16 protein-coding genes are annotated in these 16,458 nt (G+C 43.7%); 2 read left to right on the top strand and 14 right to left on the bottom strand.

What is annotated here, in order from left to right:
• Positions 1-51 precede the first annotated feature (51 nt).
• The 12 genes from B3143_RS02525 to B3143_RS02470 all read right to left on the bottom strand — a co-directional run bounded on the left by B3143_RS02525 (position 52) and on the right by B3143_RS02470 (position 11,402).
• Positions 52-303 carry an RNA recognition motif domain-containing protein gene (locus B3143_RS02525; protein ID WP_286739393.1) on the bottom strand — a complete coding sequence of 84 codons (252 nt, stop codon included), beginning with the start codon at positions 301-303 and terminating at the stop codon, positions 52-54.
• An 83-nt stretch (positions 304-386) separates the two neighbouring features.
• Positions 387-2,375 carry an ATP-dependent helicase gene (locus B3143_RS02520; RefSeq protein WP_286739391.1) on the bottom strand — a complete coding sequence of 663 codons (1,989 nt, stop codon included), beginning with the start codon at positions 2,373-2,375 and terminating at the stop codon, positions 387-389.
• 288 nt (positions 2,376-2,663) lie between these two features.
• Entirely contained in the window at positions 2,664-3,806 is a 1,143-nt protein-coding gene (locus tag B3143_RS02515; RefSeq protein ID WP_286739388.1) for a glycerate kinase, read from the bottom strand.
• Positions 3,807-3,929: 123 nt separating this feature from the next.
• Complete coding sequence (locus B3143_RS02510; protein WP_286739387.1) at positions 3,930-4,502, bottom strand: HdeD family acid-resistance protein; 573 nt, start codon at positions 4,500-4,502, stop codon at positions 3,930-3,932.
• 125 nt (positions 4,503-4,627) lie between these two features.
• Positions 4,628-5,386, bottom strand: coding sequence for a hypothetical protein (locus tag B3143_RS02505; protein WP_286739386.1), 759 nt, complete (start codon positions 5,384-5,386; stop codon positions 4,628-4,630).
• Positions 5,387-5,418: 32 nt separating this feature from the next.
• Complete coding sequence (locus B3143_RS02500; protein WP_286739383.1) at positions 5,419-5,616, bottom strand: hypothetical protein; 198 nt, start codon at positions 5,614-5,616, stop codon at positions 5,419-5,421.
• Between the two features lie 124 nt (positions 5,617-5,740).
• Positions 5,741-8,383 carry a type I DNA topoisomerase gene (gene topA / locus B3143_RS02495; protein ID WP_286739381.1) on the bottom strand — a complete coding sequence of 881 codons (2,643 nt, stop codon included), beginning with the start codon at positions 8,381-8,383 and terminating at the stop codon, positions 5,741-5,743.
• 31 nt (positions 8,384-8,414) lie between these two features.
• On the bottom strand, positions 8,415-8,864 hold the full coding sequence (locus B3143_RS02490; protein WP_005232313.1) for an ammonium transporter: 450 nt from the start codon (positions 8,862-8,864) through the stop codon (positions 8,415-8,417).
• A gap of 71 nt (positions 8,865-8,935) precedes the next feature.
• Positions 8,936-9,610: a hypothetical protein gene (locus B3143_RS02485; RefSeq protein WP_286739379.1), complete on the bottom strand. Its 675-nt coding sequence runs from the start codon at positions 9,608-9,610 to the stop codon at positions 8,936-8,938.
• Between the two features lie 60 nt (positions 9,611-9,670).
• Complete coding sequence (locus B3143_RS02480) at positions 9,671-9,910, bottom strand: hypothetical protein (protein ID WP_286739377.1); 240 nt, start codon at positions 9,908-9,910, stop codon at positions 9,671-9,673.
• Between the two features lie 19 nt (positions 9,911-9,929).
• Positions 9,930-10,931: a hypothetical protein gene (locus tag B3143_RS02475; protein ID WP_286739374.1), complete on the bottom strand. Its 1,002-nt coding sequence runs from the start codon at positions 10,929-10,931 to the stop codon at positions 9,930-9,932.
• Between the two features lie 225 nt (positions 10,932-11,156).
• Positions 11,157-11,402, bottom strand: a complete 246-nt coding sequence (locus tag B3143_RS02470; protein ID WP_005232320.1) for a SlyX family protein — start codon at positions 11,400-11,402, stop codon at positions 11,157-11,159.
• Between the two features lie 39 nt (positions 11,403-11,441).
• Here B3143_RS02470 and B3143_RS02465 point away from each other — a divergent pair, with 39 nt between their 5' ends.
• Entirely contained in the window at positions 11,442-13,349 is a 1,908-nt protein-coding gene (locus B3143_RS02465) for an ATP-binding cassette domain-containing protein (protein WP_034169862.1), read from the top strand.
• Positions 13,350-13,472: 123 nt separating this feature from the next.
• Entirely contained in the window at positions 13,473-14,408 is a 936-nt protein-coding gene (locus B3143_RS02460; RefSeq protein WP_104427022.1) for a lauroyl acyltransferase, read from the top strand.
• Between the two features lie 40 nt (positions 14,409-14,448).
• Here the strand turns inward: B3143_RS02460 and B3143_RS02455 are convergent, their stop codons facing one another.
• Together B3143_RS02455 and B3143_RS02450 are read right to left on the bottom strand one after the other, a co-directional pair.
• Positions 14,449-14,856 carry a GNAT family N-acetyltransferase gene (locus tag B3143_RS02455; protein WP_034169861.1) on the bottom strand — a complete coding sequence of 136 codons (408 nt, stop codon included), beginning with the start codon at positions 14,854-14,856 and terminating at the stop codon, positions 14,449-14,451.
• 336 nt (positions 14,857-15,192) lie between these two features.
• Complete coding sequence (locus B3143_RS02450; RefSeq protein WP_034169860.1) at positions 15,193-16,323, bottom strand: endonuclease/exonuclease/phosphatase family protein; 1,131 nt, start codon at positions 16,321-16,323, stop codon at positions 15,193-15,195.
• Positions 16,324-16,458 lie beyond the last annotated feature (135 nt).

Here is a 16,458-nt window from a genome sequence, read left to right as displayed (position 1 = left end):
AAACTATGGGACAGCAGTGGCATCACACATGCTCTTTTTTATCAGGTGTTATTAAGTCTGTGGCTTTTCTTCAGCTTGCTTCACACGAATCCCCTGACCATGCAGGCGCAGTGTATTTAAACCTTTAATTGCTTTAACAGCTTCACGGCCATGTGGCATTTCTACGAAAGCAAAACCTTTAGACTTGCCTGTTTCTGCATCCATGACTAGCGCACAAGATTCAACAGTACCGTATTGCTGAAACAGGGTCAGCAATTCAGCTTCTGTTACAGTGCGTGCCAAGTTACGAACTAAAATTTTCATCGGATAACCTTAAGAAGATAGGCAAAAATAATCAAAAAGCACGTGCCTACTCTACTTTTTGCGTCAAACCCAGAAGGGATAGTTTAATCGAGATCAATCCCAAAATCTAAATTAATCGACTGGCGCTCGATTAAAGCACTTTTCACAGTCTGTTGACGGGTTTTGTAATGGGTTTCTGTGACACATAAATTGCGGTTCAGATCATTAAGAAAATAGCTTTCAATTTTACGTCCCTGCTCATCTACCGTTTCACGCGCCCAGTGATTGAGGTTTTGCTTGGTCAGAATCAGCTCATTCTGTGCACGAGTCAACGCTACATACAGCACACGACGCTCTTCCTCGACATCATCGAAATCCCCTTGCGCCCGTGCATGCGGATATTGTCCCGGCGTGACATTGGCCACATAACAGACTTTCTGTTCCGTACCCTTGGCCGAGTGAATGGTAATGAGGGTCACTACATCCGTATCCGACTGGCGTTCAATTTCAGAAATAGAGACCGGATCGAGCACATACTCTTCCAGAAACTCACTCACTTGAGCATGTTTAGAAGCTAGCTGTTTAACCAATTCAAAATCACCCTGGCGGCGATTCCAGTCCTTTTTATAGTTCTCGGCCAGTTGTGCTTCAATCGCCTGTACTGCCAGACCAACACAGGCCTGTACTTCGGTTTTGAGTACCGCCATTTGCTTCATGATCAAAATGGTTTCTAGCGGGATCTTGCCAAATTTTTCCAGCTTGTCGGCAATCTTTTCCATCTCTGGCTCAGCTAAAAGCTGCTGTGACAGTTTGCTTGCACTGACATCACCGATACCATTCCATAATGTCAAAAAGCGCATCCAGGCAATATCGTCCAGCGGGTTCGCCACCACACGCAACAGGCTGAGCAGATCTTTTACATGTGCAGTTTCTAACAGTTTCATCCCGCCGATGAATCGATACGGAACATTGGCCGCGATACAAGCTGCTTCAATATGTCGCGCTGCATAACTGGAACGTACCAGCACCATATGATCGGACCATTTGCTGCCTTGCAGATAATGGCGCTCTTTTATATTAATCGCGATCCATTTCGCTTCATCAAACTCATTCGGGAAAATGTGCATCTTTGGCTTGATGCCTTCACCACGATGCGCATCCAGACGTTTGTCATATTTGATTTCGGACTGATCCAGTAACCAATTGGACAGGTCCAGAATTTCCTGGGTTGATCGGTAATTCTTTTCTAGTTTAAAAATTTTTGCATCCGGCACACGCTCTTTGAAATGGTGAATATTTTCAAAATCGGCACCGCGGAAACCATAAATCGACTGCGCATCATCCCCAACACAGAATAGGCTAATATGTTCTTTGAGGGGTTCAAGTAATGCCCATTGCAGTGGATTAGTATCTTGCATTTCATCCACCAGCATATGTCGACAGATGGAAGCCACATACTCCACCAGACCTTCAGACTGCGCCAAAGCAGTCGCCACTACAGCGAGGATATCGTCATAATCCAGAAAACTACGCGCACGCTTACGCGCTTCATATTCTTTCATGATGTCGGCAATCTGGTCTTTGAGTGCCAGATATTCCGGCATCTGTTTTTCCAAAGACAGACTCAGTTTTTGCCGGGTATTCCGCGCAAAAGAATATAAATCACAGAGTTCTTGTGGCTTTGGCAGGTAATTCGGATTTTTCTTGTCATCACGCCCGCGAATCAGACGGAACATCATCAGCTGATCATCACGGTCAATAATTGAAAACTGTTCCAGACCAAAAGCCTTTGGAATTCGGCGCAGCAGATACATACAGAAGGTATGAAACGTCGATGCACGTAAGCCTTTGGCCTGTTCACCGAGTGCCAGTTCCACCCGTGCCACGATTTCACTCGCCGCACGACGAGTAAAGGTCAGAATCTGAATCTGATTCGCTGGTACACCCTGATCAATCAGATAAGCTGCACGCGCCACGATAGTTTTGGTCTTGCCACAGCCCGCCCCAGCCAAAACCAAACTGTGCTTTGCTTCTGTTGTTGCAGCTTGCTTTTGTTGCGGATTCAGTTCATCTATCAGGGAGGCTAAACTCATGGTCACTCATCAATTTGTGGATAGGTGTAGTTTAACAGATCACTCTTATTATAGCTTTGAGCTGCTCTGAAACAGACCGAACTTTTATTCTTAATTCGCTATAGGGTTGACGGCATGAATGCCGTCTGCTGGATTGGGGTATGGGATATACACTCAACCTAGCAAAGGATTTTTGTTACCTTGCGAACTCAAAATATATTTTGAGGATTCTCATCCTTGAAAAGTAAAATCTGCTTATGCGTTTATATTTGTCTTTTTATCAAGCTTTTGCGGCAATGACCATCTTACTCAAACACCCTGTTCCTGAATATTTTGAACAGTTTGAACAACTGCTTTTTCCAGATTAATTTCTGCATTCTTTAAGGCTTCTTCCAATAAACAATCTGGTGGATTAATTCTGACAATCTGGCTAAATCCAGTCTGATACAGTGACTCAATCCCTTCACCGACCAAACCTGCAAACGCAATTACCGGTTTATTCAATTGCTGGGCAACCTGTGCTATCCCAAACGGTGTTTTTCCTAAAGCAGTCTGATGATCAATCTTACCCTCGCCAGTGAAGACATAATCTGCATCCGCAATTTTTTCCGCTAGCCTATTTTGTTCCATAATTAACACCACACCGGATTGCAGCTTTGCTCCTGCAAACGCCATTAATCCAAAGCCCAATCCCCCAGCTGCCCCTGCACCGGGAAAGTTTTTAAAAGAAATATCTAAGCTTGTTTCAACCAGATCAGCGAAATGACTCAAGTTCCGATCCAATTGTTGCACCATTTCCAATGTTGCACCTTTCTGCGGCCCAAAGGTCACTGAAGCACCATTCGGTCCACACAATGGATTATTCACATCTGAAGCAATCAGGATTTCTGTATTTTTTAAACGAGTATCGAGTTGGGAAAAATCAATTTGATCAATCTGATCCAGATTACCACCACAGACCTGAATTGATTCTCCCTCAGTATTTAAGAATCGGGCTCCCAAAGCCTGTGCTATTCCAGCACCACCGTCGTTGGTCACACTACCACCGAGCCCAATAATGATTTTCTTTACGCCAAGATCTAACGCCTGTTTGATCATTTCCCCTGTGCCATAAGTCGAGGTCAACATGGGATTACGTCGAGCAGCTTCGAGCAGATGAATGCCATTGGCTTTCGCCATTTCAATCACTGCGGTCTGACCAGCATCAACCAAGCCAAAGTAAGTTTCGATCGACTGACTGGCTAATGGCCCAGTGACTTGGCACGTTACTCGTTCACCCTTTAGGTTTAAAATTAATGCATCTACAGTTCCTTCACCACCATCTGCCATTGGTACAGTAATACAATTTGCATCAGGAAAGACCTGCAAAATACCACGCTGCATCGCCTGACAGGCCTGTTCGGCAGTCATACTTTCCTTAAATGAATCGGGAGCTAGAACAAAGATTTTCATGAATATGATCGGCCGCGTTATAGGTTTTATACTAATTTGAAATGCATACCCATCTTACAGGCAAAGCTGAACATGCCAATAAAAAAAGAGCGCTCATTGCACTCTTTTTTATACTGGTCTTACTTAAATATCTGCGGAGCTTTTTGGAACACGATGCTTGATATAGGAAGCTAAAGTCAGATAGTTAATCCCTTGGAACAAAATATCGATTGCCAGAAAAGCACCTAGAACCCAGAACGGTGCATTCGGTGACAATAGAATCAGGATACCTGTAGCTAAAGTTAAAATCCCGGAAAATAAAGTCCAGCCCCAGCCGCGAAATGCTTTAAAGATAAAAGCATTCAAGACGCGAATTATTCCCGCCACAATCAAAGCAACCGCAAGCAGATGGGTCAGTACAATCGCAGTTTTCGCTGGCGTGCTAAAAGCATAATATCCCGCAATAAAATAGATGATACCGAATAGCAGCCAGAGCCAGCGAAATGTCCCATCGAAGATTTTAATCCCGGCGATCAGATGAACTACCCCACCTATCATCATCAGGACCCCAAACAGGAATACTACAGATAAGGTGGCAAAAGGCAGCGACGCTAACAGTACGATTCCAAATAACACTAATAAGGCACCCAGGCCTAAATACCATTTACGGTTTTCATGCAATTGATGCCGAACCAGATCATTTCCAACAGTCTTCATATTCTTCTCAAGTAATTGGCTATGACTTTGATTATGCTCTTAAATCATGGAGAAATTTGTTAGAAATTGACTGAGTTTACCTATAAAAATAGTAACTTATGCCGGTTTATTCAGCACTTCGTTAATTATTTTTTCCAGCCAAGTTCAATCGCCGTGATTTCATTAATCAGAGTCTGATTTAAAGATTCTGGCATTTTACTGGTGCTTTGCGATACTGGAATGTGCCCTGCCATTAGCTCAGCTTTGGTTTGGGGAAATAAAGGCTGCTGATTGGGATTAGCATAACCGACGGGGTATATCGGCTGGCCTGTAGTGAGATCATATTTATCTGAAGCGCCAAAGGCATGCAGTAATTCATGTACCAGAACAATCTTATTCTGGTCAGACTGTCTGCTTGAAGCAAATAGATTGACTGAACCAATCCGGCCTTTTTGCAGAGCCGTTGAATGCTTTAACTGCTGGGTGTGTGCAGGATCATAATAATTTAAAAAGAGAGTAACATTCGATGAAGGATCTGAACCTTGCTGCTGTTGCCAGGCATAGAAACGGAATTTTAGACTCCATAAAATATTGCCAAGCAAGGAGGCCTGCTCCGGCACTTTAGGCGGCAATTCTTTGAGTTCACGTCCCAGATTAAAATAAAAATAAGTGGGCTGTCCACTGTACTGCTGGGCCGCTTTTTCCAGATATTCTTGTGTCCCTTTTAGATCCTGAGCAGACAATTGCTGGATATATTGCTGTGTAGTCGCCAATCCATCTGCATTGATCGGATGCAACAGAACAAAGATTGGTTTGTTCCAGTCCTGATTCTGATCTCGATAAGCATTTACTGCCACCACAAATAAAATCATCAATAAAATCAGGATTCGGATTTTTTTCCACATATGAACATGCCAATAGAGAGTTAATTTAAATGTTATTTTTGTTTCGTTTTTTGATCTTCAGAGCGCAGATATAAAACACAGCTCAAAGTAACCAGCGACATAATAATCACCAGAATAATCATCATTCCCCGATCCATAGGAATACCCATTTCATTAATCTTTTCAAGCATGAAATACAGGATAGATCCTAATCCAATACTTAAGAACAGGAATTTATCTAGCCAAGTCATCGATGATTCCTATTTTAATCTTTTATTATTTAACGCCTAGAATATCCTAGAACTGTGTTGATCAAAAATACTTAGTCATAAAAAAATGCCGACTTTCGTCAGCATTTTCTTGATGTCTTATAGCTTAGGCTTCAACCCATTTGCCATCCTGATAAACCAGCGACCATTTGGTTTGCTTGCCTTCAGGGGTTTCTGATCCAATATATTGAGACTGGTTCTTACGACTGAATTTCACCAAGGTTGGATTCCCTTCAGGATCCACATCTGGCGCCTGCAGAATAAACTGATATTTTGGATCCAGCTGATCCGCCACAGTACGCAGTTCTGCCACTTTCGGTGCGCGAGTTTCACGGACTTTCGGAAACTTGCTCGCAGCCAGGAACAGACCTGCGGCACCATCCCGCAGAACAAAGAAATCATCATGCTTGGTTGAACGCAGGTGTTCCATCTTGATCGGATCAACGCGCGGAGGTGCAGGCTGACCATTCTTTAAGACTTTACGGGTATTTTCACAGCTGGTGCAGGCAAAATATGGACCAAAACGGCCAGTTTTCAGCTGCATTTCACCATCACATTTGTCACATGGAATGGTTGGGCCATCATAACCCTTAATCTTGAATTCGCCTTCTTCCAGCTCATAACCTGTACAGTCCGGGTTATTACCACAAATATGCAGTTTACGGCCGCCATCAATCACATAGCTGTCCATTGCAGTGCCACAGACTGGACAACGTTTCTTCGACATCAGATCAGCGGTTTCAGCGGCATCATCATCAGACAGTGCTGCCAGAGATTCAACCGGAGTCAGGTTCAATGTACCTTTACAACGTTCTTTCGGTGGCAGGTTATAACCTGAACAGCCCAGGAATACGCCTGTTGTGCCGGTACGGATCTGCATCGGACGGTCACATTCTTTACAATGGACTGCTTCAACTTCTACAGGCTGATTGCGGCGCATGCCGTTTTCACCCTGAGCATTGGTTAGACGTTTCTTGAAGTCACCATAGAAGCTGTCTAACAGATCTTTCCAGTTGCGCTCACCATCTGCCACTTTATCCAGCTGACTTTCAAGGTCTGCAGTAAAGTCGTAGTTCATCAGATTATTGAAACTTTCATCCAGACGGTCAGTAACGATCTCACCCATCTTCTCGGCAAAGAGACGACGGTTCTCCAGTTTTACGTAACCACGATCCTGAATGGTCGAGATAATGGCAGCATAAGTCGAAGGGCGACCAATACCTTTTTTCTCAAGCTCTTTGACTAAAGATGCTTCAGTAAAACGTGCCGGTGGCTTGGTAAAATGTTGAGATGGATCAAGTTTTTCCAGCTTCAGCACTTCACCCACTTTGACAGCTGGCAATAAAATATCGTCATCTGCCTTGTTGGTACCACGAACTTTGGTGAAACCATCAAATACCAGGGTACGACCTTTGGCTTTCAGCTCGACACCATTGGCATCGACTAAAATCGTAGAAGATAAATATTCAGCAGGTGTCATCTGACAGGCCACAAACTGACGCCAGATCAGGTCATACAGACGCTGTGCATCACGTTCCACTCCAGCCAGGCTATCGCCTTTCAGCGCGACATTAGATGGACGAATGGCTTCGTGAGCTTCCTGCGCACCGGCTTTATTACCATAACGGTTCGGCTTGGCTGGCAGATATTTCTCGCCATATTCTGCCTCAATATGACCGCGCACCATGTTGACTGCATCATCACTCAGGAAGGTGGAGTCAGTACGCATATAGGTAATAAAACCAGCTTCATACAGGCGCTGCGCCAGCATCATGGTTTTCTTGACGGAGAAACCTAAACGAGTACTTGCGGCCTGTTGCAAGGTAGACGTGATATACGGCGCACTTGGATTGACCTTGGTCGGTTTATCTTCACGGCTAATAACTTTATATTCGGCGTCTTTAATCAGATTTAGTAAAGCGTCAGTTTCAGCTTTATTATGCAGCTTTAAAGTCTTGCCATTTTGCTTGACCGCTTCCAGACGAATATCATCTTTCTTGGATTTGGTATCTGCAAAAACCTGCCAGTATTCTTCAGGAATGAACTTACGAATTTCACGTTCGCGTTCCACGACCAGCTTTACAGCGACAGACTGTACACGTCCCGCAGACAGACCACGGGCAATTTTTTCCCAGAGCAGTGGCGAAATCATGAAGCCGACGACACGGTCCAGGAAACGGCGCGCCTGCTGGGCATTGACCTTATTGGTATCTAGACGAGATGGTTGCTTAAACGCTTCCTGAATGGCATTTTTGGTAATTTCGTTAAAGACCACACGCTGGTAGCGTGAATCATCGCCGCCGATCACTTCTTTTAAGTGCCAGGCAATCGCTTCCCCTTCACGGTCCAAATCCGTTGCGAGATACACTTCATCGACTTGCGATGCCAGTTTTTTCAGTTCAGCGACTACGCCTTCCTTGCCCGGAAGGACTTCATATTTGGCTTTCCAGTCATGTTCTGGATCGACACCCATCCGGTTAATCAACGCCTGCTGTGATTTTTCCGCTTTTTCTGCTTCAGTCAGCTTGGTTCGGGTCACCGGTTTTTTCTCTGCAGTTTTCGCAGAGCCGCCCGTCGGTAAGTCACGCACATGACCCACCGAAGATTTTACGATGTAGTTTGAACCGAGATACTTGTTGATTGTTTTCGCTTTTGCAGGCGACTCCACAATCACCAAGGCACGTTTACTTCCAGCGTCGGAAGACTTCGCCGTGCTGCTTTTTGATGTGGACCGAGGAGCGTTCGCCATATTAACCGTTTAATCCTGTTTATTTCTAAAATTAAAGTTCAGCCAAAGAATGTAATAGTGCCTTGATGTCATCAAGTTGTGTGGCTCTAAGATCAGATTCTTCATCCCAATAGAGTCCTACACAGTTTGCCTGCATATCAATAGCATAAATGCCCTTTAATGCAATGGGAAAATCTTTAAATTTGTCATCCCCATGCACCAGTTCAAGCTTGTTATCAACCACGCGGGCACGCATCAGCGGTAAACGGGCATCTGGAAGCAGCACACTATAATAGGCCACCATACTGGCACGACTTTCAGTCACCTTGGGAATATTAGTCCAGTCAGGTGCAACCACCAGACGTGGATGTAAGCCCATCTTGCGGGCTTTATCACGCATAAGTCCTAATGCCTTTTCTCTAGGACTCACACGCAGACCAAAAATAGATCCCAGTACGAAAACGATGATGACAACTGCCACCCAGATTCCGGTATTTTCCATAGTTCAACCTTTATGTTCTTATATTAGATTTGCATAAGCCCGCTATAAAAGGCAAGCACCGCTGGATAAATTTAATTTCCCAGCAGCTGCGGACTATAAATAATTTCCCGTTTATTTAACTGTATTAGCTGATGTTTAATGAGTAAATTGAATGATTCTCGGACCTCTTCCTTAGGCACGCATCGCTCTAGTAACACCTCGAAACTGGCAATAAATTTAGGCCGACGTTCTGCAACAACATTGAGATAAGGCATCAGGCGCAGACGTAAATGACTTAATTTTCTTTCAGTCACTTCATCTTGAGTTTCGACGGTTTCGACGGTTTCGACGGTTTCGACGGTTTCGACGGTTTCGACGGTTTCGACGGTTTCGACGGTTTCGACGGTTTCGACGGTTTCGACGGTAGCTAAATGCTGTTTATAAAATTTTTCAATTGCTGCAGTCTGATATTGAATTTTACTAGACTGATTTTTAATAATTTTTATTCTGATTAACTCATCCACTAAAAGCTGAGCACATTTTTCTTCCACTTTTAAATTGGCTTTAAGCGAGTTGATTAAACTTTCTACTTTTGCAGGCTTAGAAAAGTTACTTCTTACTAAATTGGAGCAGTATTGAAAAATCAGTTTTTGAATGTCTATTTCTGCTTTTATTTGCTGAGCAATATTTGGATTGACTAATGGTTTAGCTGAAATAACTTTAACCTGAAATTTGGAAATTTTAAGTAAGTCCGCCACATATTCCATAGAAAAGTCATTCGACATAATCTCGAAGCAAACTTCAGAGCTTTTATATTGGGTAGAAAGCTATCCAGCAATAAAACATAGGCCAAAATCAGCAGCGTCTTTACCTATTTTAGGCATCTTCAGGACTTTTAGTTTTCCTGCACTGATTGCAGGTGCAAGCCTGACGACACCGTCTAGACTAAACCCCATGGGCGTTTTGGCATAGACCAGATAAACATATTGATATTGGGCAAGATATTGAAGGAGCTCTGTTTCAGTTTTGGGTAAGTTTTCAATATCCAATAACAGTATTTTTTTCATATGCCCTCATGAGATTATTCTAATTTAGAAACATCTCATGACTATATAACACTTCGTGACCATTCCAATAAATATATCCTTTTTCAATCAACTCTTTAAGTAAAAGACGGACATCTGACTGTGGAAATAACTGCTCGAGTAAATCACGTAATTCATAAATATCTTTAGGCTTATTTCCCTGTAATTCGCACAGCTTGCGTGCGACTTCGAGCTGTACCGGATCAATTTTATTAAAGTTTTTGAACAGACCTTGCTGGGCAGACTGGATTGGAGATTGAGCAGGTTCAACAACAGGCTCTTCAGTATTGAGCTTCGAGACTACCTGATCCAAAGCTCGTTTTTCAGCAGGTTGGTTGTCATTGAGATCTAGTTGCACCCACTGTTTCAAAACTTTTTTACGGAAACTGATCTGCTCGTCATAACGTTTGACTATTTTCAGATTAATCAGCATTCCAACTACATGCTGCGCTTTGCCTGGTAAAACTTGCAGAATATTGGTGACTGAATTTTTTAAGGTTTCGAGCGTGGTCGGTTTACCACTCATCTTGCCGAGCGCATCACAGTACTTTTTCACCAGCTGCAAAGCCGGTTTTGCTTTAATGGCTTCAATACTTGGCAACTGGATTTTAGATTTATCTTGAGCCCCTCTGGATGCATCCTCTGGCAGCACCTGAATCAGGCTGCAATCAATATCCGAAGCCTGAAGCATTTTCATCAGCATTTCACTGCTATCCATGGCTGAAATCAGCTCGACATGAGTATCTGCTTCCAGCAAAGCCATCAGCTGACCCACAATCACGGCATATTCATATTCTTTATGCTCTGCTTCCGGGACATCCAGAATAATAATTTGTCCGCTGCTGATCCAGCTGGCCAACTCAGTCAGTTCTTCTAGAGCAAACTCGAATTTTCCGGCACAGTTAAACAGATACAAGGTCGGATAATGTTCAACGATGTCACGTAACAGTTTAGCTGTAGGAAAGTTATTTTCGAGATCAAGAAGGACAACTTTTTGGTGCATAAGGCAAGATTAAAAACTGAGCTAGAAAAATACTATTAGAGTAGGAAGTGTGTGAAAGGTCAAATAGTTTCCACCTTCCATGACGATATTTAGATTTTAAAGATCATCTTGGACGAAGTAAAAGTGGTGACTTGGTTTAGGTTTATCGAGCTTCACCTGCTTAAAAGAAAGCCCTCACGACTGGAGGGCTTTCTTTTTGCTTTCTTTTTAAAAATTATTTGTAAATTAATAATGCGGTGGACGGTTGGTGACCGGATCAAAAGCATCAATCCCTTCGGACAAATCTGCAGACTCAACACGTTGATATAACAACTGCATTTGTTTTTTTAAATCGGCAATTTCCAGATTCTGGCGAGTGACCTGCTGATTCAGCTCTTCAACTAAATCATCTAAAAATGCAATTCGCACTTGCAAATCTTCAATGGGTGCGGAAAATGACGCCTGATCATTTAGATTTTGTTGTTTAGTCATTTTAAGTCCTCATTTGGGATTTCAGGAAACATTAACATTATGGCCTATATTACTTTAAGGGATGTCCAACTGGCATTTGGCGGACCTGCCTTGCTCGACGGCGCCAACTTTAATTTGGAACGCGGTGAACGAGTATGTTTGATTGGCCGTAATGGTGAGGGTAAGTCTACCTTACTTAAACTGATTGAAGGAAGTTTACTCCCGGATAGTGGTGAAGTTTCGTTACAAAATGGCATCACCATTTCCATGCTGGCCCAAGACGTGCCAATGGATTCTGGCAAGGTTGCAGATATTGTTGCTGATGGCGCCGGTGAAGCTTCAGAAGTGTTGCGTGCCTATCATGAAGCCAGTGAAGCTTGCGTGCTCGGTGATATGGAAGCCTGTGACCGCATGGGACATTTGCAGCATCAGATGGATCAGCTGGATGGCTGGGCTTTGGAAACTAAGGTTAATTCAATCCTGAGTAAAATGGGATTGGATCCGGAAGCGGATCTTGCTGATTTATCCGGTGGCCGTAAACGCCGTGTTCTGTTGGCACGTGCCCTGCTCACTCAACCTGATGTGCTGTTACTCGACGAACCAACGAACCATCTGGATGTCGAAAGTATTGAATGGCTGGAAAAATTCCTGCTAGAACAGAATAACCTGACCTTACTGTTTATTTCGCATGACCGTGCCTTTGTGGACAGTATTGCGACCCGTATTGTCGAGCTGGATCGTGGCATTTTGCGTAGCTATGAAGGCAATTATTCACGTTACCTCGACCTAAAAGCTCAGCAGTTGGAAGCAGAAGAAAAACAAAATGCCCTGTTCGAGAAAAAACTGGCTGAAGAAGAAGCCTGGATTCGTCAAGGTATTAAAGCGCGCCGTACCCGTAACGAAGGTCGTGTTCGTGCTCTGAAAGAATTACGTGAAGAGTCTAAAGCACGCCGTTTCCAGCAAGGCAAAGTCAACATGTCAACTCAGGAAGCACAGCGTTCAGGTAAAGTGGTGTTCGAGATTGAACATCTGAGCGTGAAGTTTGGTGACAATGCACCGATTATTAATGATTTCTCGGCGCTTGTAATGCGTGGTGATCGTATTGGTCTGGTAGGTGATAATGGTGTCGGTAAAACCACACTAATCAAAGCCATTCTGGGAGAAATCGAGCATGGCGGTACAGTCAAAACCGGAACCCAGCTGGAAATTGCTTATTTTGACCAGCTACGTAATGTGCTGGATCTGGAAAAATCAGTTAAAGATAACGTTTCGGAAGGTTCAGATCATGTCGATGTGAATGGCCAACGTCGTCATATCTACAGCTATCTGCAAGACTTCCTGTTCTCGCCAGAACGTGCCCGTACGCCAGTTAAAGCTCTATCTGGCGGTGAACGTAACCGTATTCTGCTCGCCAAACTGTTACTGAAACCATCAAATCTGATCGTGATGGATGAACCGACCAACGATCTGGATATGGTAACGCTGGAACTGCTGGAAGAAATGCTAGCGGAATACAAAGGCACCCTGCTACTGATCTCGCATGACCGTGCCTTCATGGACAATGTCGTCACATCGACTTGGGTCTTTGATGGCAAAGGTAATATTGATGAATATGTCGGTGGCTATCAGGATTATCTGGAACAACGTCCAGATCAGACTGTGGTTGACCAGAAAATGGCAGTCAAAAAAGCTCAAGCCAAGGCTGAAGCAGCGGTTGCACCTGTAGCACCTGCGCCAAAGAAAAAACTTAGCTACAAAGATCAGCGTGAACTGGAACTGTTACCGGCTGAAATTGAAGCACTGGAAAAAGAACAAGCTGAACTTTCCGACAAACTGGCGGATGGCTCGTGGTTTGTCACAGATGCCGCAGCAGCGACCAAAGCCTCTGAACGTTTAGGCGAAATTGATGAGATTTTGCTGGAAAAAATGGAACGTTGGGACGAACTGGAAAATATGACCAAAGGTTAATCTTTAAATCGCCTAGTCACTAAGCATCTGTATTCATACAGGTGCTTTTTTATTTTGCAGTTTTTTATTTCAAAAAGCTCTTCTGCTACACTGCTGACATCTTTGATTTTAAATATTGAATTTATGAGTCGAACGCCAGAATACCAACCCGGTGAATTTCAATGGTCATTCCTGTTACCGCAATACTGGGGTATCTGGGTGGGTATTGTATTTCTGATGATTCTGGCCATCTTACCTTGGGCGATTCAGCATCGTCTGGCAGATCTACTCGGCCAGATGGCATTTAAATATTTGAAATCTCGCCGTGAAACCACGCTTCGCAATCTGGAAGTCTGTTTCCCGGAATGGTCAGCTCAAGAAGTTCAGGACAATGCCCGTATGGTCTTTATTGACCAGATGCTCGGTGTATTTGAGACCTTGAATGCCTGGTATTGCCCAGAATGGTTTAAAGGCCGGGTACAGATTGAAGGGCTGGAACATATCCAGCAGGCTCAGGCAGAAGGTAAAGGGGCTTTATTGCTTGGCACCCACTCGACTTTACTGGATGCCGGCGGTTATTTATGTGCACAGTATTTTGAGCCGGATGTGGTGTATCGACCACAAAATAATCCCTTGCTCGATATGCTGATTTACCGCTGCCGTGCCACCATTTATGTCAACCAGATTGACCATGATGATATGCGCGGTCTGGTGCGTAACCTGAAAAATGGCCATGCTATCTGGTACAGTCCGGATCAGGATTTTGGTTTAAAACAAGGCGTAATGGCGCCCTTTTTTGGGGTACCTGCAGCCACAGTAACTGCACATCGTCGCTTACTCAAAATAACCAAAGCTGCTGCCATTCCACTCTATTTTTACCGGACTGGGGATATTAAAAATCCACGCTACTGTGTATTGATCGAACCTGCGGTAGAGAATTTGCCAAGTGCGGATGAAGTCAATGATGCAACCCGGGTAAATCTGATTATTGAACGCCAGTTGCGCATTGCACCGACGCAATATATGTGGTTCCATCGTCGCTTTAAGACCCGTCCTGAAGGCTACGATAAAATCTATTAAGAACTAGAATTAATATGAACGGTATTATTGGCAAGAAAAATCAATGATCTGTTCCCTGATAAATCCACATTGCTTGTGTATGCCCTGCACGCTCAAAACCTAGAGTTTTATAAAATTCAGTGGCATGCTGATCAGCTACCAGAATTTTCTGATGAAATCCTGAATAACGTTGCAGCATTTCTTGCATGATCAGACGACCAATGCCCTGTCGCTGCACCTCTGGGTGAACCAATAAATGCGGGAAATACACCACCAGATAACCGTCTGAAATCGCATTTCCCAAGCCGAACAGCCGACCGTTGATACGTGCCGTCACCAGACTATGAGAATGCTGCAAAGCCTGTAAAAGTAATTGAGGTTTTTCTGCAGCTGACCATTGATTGACTAGATAGAGCTGTAGCACTTCGGATTCATTAACTGAATCATGATCGGGAATCATAACTTCCATTCAGGTAATATCCATTTTTTAATTTAAATTTTATTTTAATAATCAAATAATTATAATAAAAAAATGAACCAAAAATAATTTAACCCGAGTTCTACATCCTGTAAAACCCGGGTTAATGAGGTTGTGCTTTCATATATTATAATTGCTTCTTCGTTGTTGTGATTTCCCTTTCAGCATCATTTCCATGATGTTTTCATTCAGCTTCGTCTTCCTTATGAGAATATCCTTTCTCGACTCCCTGTGCTGATGAGCTTAGAATACGTGGATTCCTCTGTACTGCCCATTCGCAAGAAGCGGAAACTGCTGTAAGCAATATCGTACACTTTTCAGCTAAAACTATAAGAATTTCCCCTCATTCTTATAAGCCATCGCAATCTTATCAGTGACTTTTTTCTCTTCTTTCTCTGCCTTTTCAATTCCTTCCTGAATCGCTTCTTTGGCTTCCTGATCATCCTGATCCGTTTCTTCCAGCGCTTCCTGATGATGCTCAAATACCCGCCCAGTTTGTAAAACCAGATAAACCGGAAAATGATCTGACCCGACGTGTTTTAAACGCTCCATATGCACCAGAGCGAAATCGGTGCTGTGAAACACATGGTCAAGCGACCAGCGTAATAAAGGATAATCGGCATGGAAGGTATTTACATAGCGTCGACCGACACGTGGATCCAGCAAACCGCTGATACGCTGGAATAAACGTGTCGTGCGTGACCAGGCCACATCATTCAGATCTCCCATCACAATGCAGCTTTCATCCAGATCCTTAATCTGATCCCCTACAATCAGTAGTTCCGCATCACGTAAGGTTGAATCTTTAGCTTCAGTTGGGCTTGGCGGTTTCGGATGCAGACAATAAAGCTGTACCGGCTGTCCGGAACGTAACATGACTTTGGTATGAATCGAGGGAATTTCATCACTCAGAATAAATTTAACCTCGGTTTCACTCAGCTCAAGTTTGCTGTACAGATGCATGCCATACAGATTATCCAGAGGTACGGGCACCCGATAGGGATAATCTGGCTCAATGACGGCCAGTGCATCCTGCCATGCCTTATCGGTTTCCAGCGTTAAGACCAAGTCTGGCTGATGGGTCTGGATCTGTTCAATCAGTAAATGATATTTGGTATTGGTGGTGAGGACATTTGAGACAATCAGGGAAATCTGACGATCCGGATCCAGCTGATCCTGCTTGACCTGCTTGACCTGTTTTTTCCAAACAAAGGTATAAGGCAAGACCATTTTCAGCTGATACGCCAAAGCAGCGATCAGGCCGACAAAAAGCAGCTGATTGAAGGCCGTCCATGGGTGATCGACGAGGAGAAAAAGTACAAAGGCAATGAAGCCCAAAACCAGAATCTGTAAACGTGGAAAATCTGCACCACGAATCCACCATTCATCTCGGGGAATCAGCGACCAGAAACTTAACCAGATGACCACGATTGCCATGATCTGGATAAACCCTACCATAAGATACACTCTTCACTAAGTTATTATTTTTTCTAAAAGAAAAATTGCTTTATCAATTTTGTATGTATCATAAAGCAGATATTTCGCTCAAGAATATTGATGTTTTGATTGTGTAGCTCTTGCAGTCACGTCCCT

It is taken from the genome of Acinetobacter sp. UBA1496 (assembly GCF_002324975.1).
Lineage (GTDB): Bacteria > Pseudomonadota > Gammaproteobacteria > Pseudomonadales > Moraxellaceae > Acinetobacter > Acinetobacter variabilis.
Note: the sequence above shows the minus strand (reverse complement) of the source record. Positions and strands in the feature narration are given on the sequence as shown.

What these genes read in the sequence shown, in the direction of transcription:
- B3143_RS02485 (WP_286739379.1), bottom strand. Translation starts at nt 9,610, where the DNA reads ATGGAATATGTGGCGGACTTACTTAAAATTTCCAAATTTCAGGTTAAA.
- B3143_RS02505 (WP_286739386.1), bottom strand. Translation starts at nt 5,386, where the DNA reads ATGTGGAAAAAAATCCGAATCCTGATTTTATTGATGATTTTATTTGTG.
- B3143_RS02500 (WP_286739383.1), bottom strand. Translation starts at nt 5,616, where the DNA reads ATGACTTGGCTAGATAAATTCCTGTTCTTAAGTATTGGATTAGGATCT.
- B3143_RS02475 (WP_286739374.1), bottom strand. Translation starts at nt 10,931, where the DNA reads ATGCACCAAAAAGTTGTCCTTCTTGATCTCGAAAATAACTTTCCTACA.
- B3143_RS02465 (WP_034169862.1), top strand. Translation starts at nt 11,442, where the DNA reads ATGGCCTATATTACTTTAAGGGATGTCCAACTGGCATTTGGCGGACCT.
- B3143_RS02525 (WP_286739393.1), bottom strand. Translation starts at nt 303, where the DNA reads ATGAAAATTTTAGTTCGTAACTTGGCACGCACTGTAACAGAAGCTGAA.
- topA (WP_286739381.1), bottom strand. Translation starts at nt 8,383, where the DNA reads ATGGCGAACGCTCCTCGGTCCACATCAAAAAGCAGCACGGCGAAGTCT.
- B3143_RS02490 (WP_005232313.1), bottom strand. Translation starts at nt 8,864, where the DNA reads ATGGAAAATACCGGAATCTGGGTGGCAGTTGTCATCATCGTTTTCGTA.
- B3143_RS02470 (WP_005232320.1), bottom strand. Translation starts at nt 11,402, where the DNA reads ATGACTAAACAACAAAATCTAAATGATCAGGCGTCATTTTCCGCACCC.
- B3143_RS02450 (WP_034169860.1), bottom strand. Translation starts at nt 16,323, where the DNA reads ATGGTAGGGTTTATCCAGATCATGGCAATCGTGGTCATCTGGTTAAGT.
- B3143_RS02460 (WP_104427022.1), top strand. Translation starts at nt 13,473, where the DNA reads ATGAGTCGAACGCCAGAATACCAACCCGGTGAATTTCAATGGTCATTC.
- B3143_RS02520 (WP_286739391.1), bottom strand. Translation starts at nt 2,375, where the DNA reads ATGAGTTTAGCCTCCCTGATAGATGAACTGAATCCGCAACAAAAGCAA.
- B3143_RS02510 (WP_286739387.1), bottom strand. Translation starts at nt 4,502, where the DNA reads ATGAAGACTGTTGGAAATGATCTGGTTCGGCATCAATTGCATGAAAAC.
- B3143_RS02480 (WP_286739377.1), bottom strand. Translation starts at nt 9,910, where the DNA reads ATGAAAAAAATACTGTTATTGGATATTGAAAACTTACCCAAAACTGAA.
- B3143_RS02455 (WP_034169861.1), bottom strand. Translation starts at nt 14,856, where the DNA reads ATGGAAGTTATGATTCCCGATCATGATTCAGTTAATGAATCCGAAGTG.
- B3143_RS02515 (WP_286739388.1), bottom strand. Translation starts at nt 3,806, where the DNA reads ATGAAAATCTTTGTTCTAGCTCCCGATTCATTTAAGGAAAGTATGACT.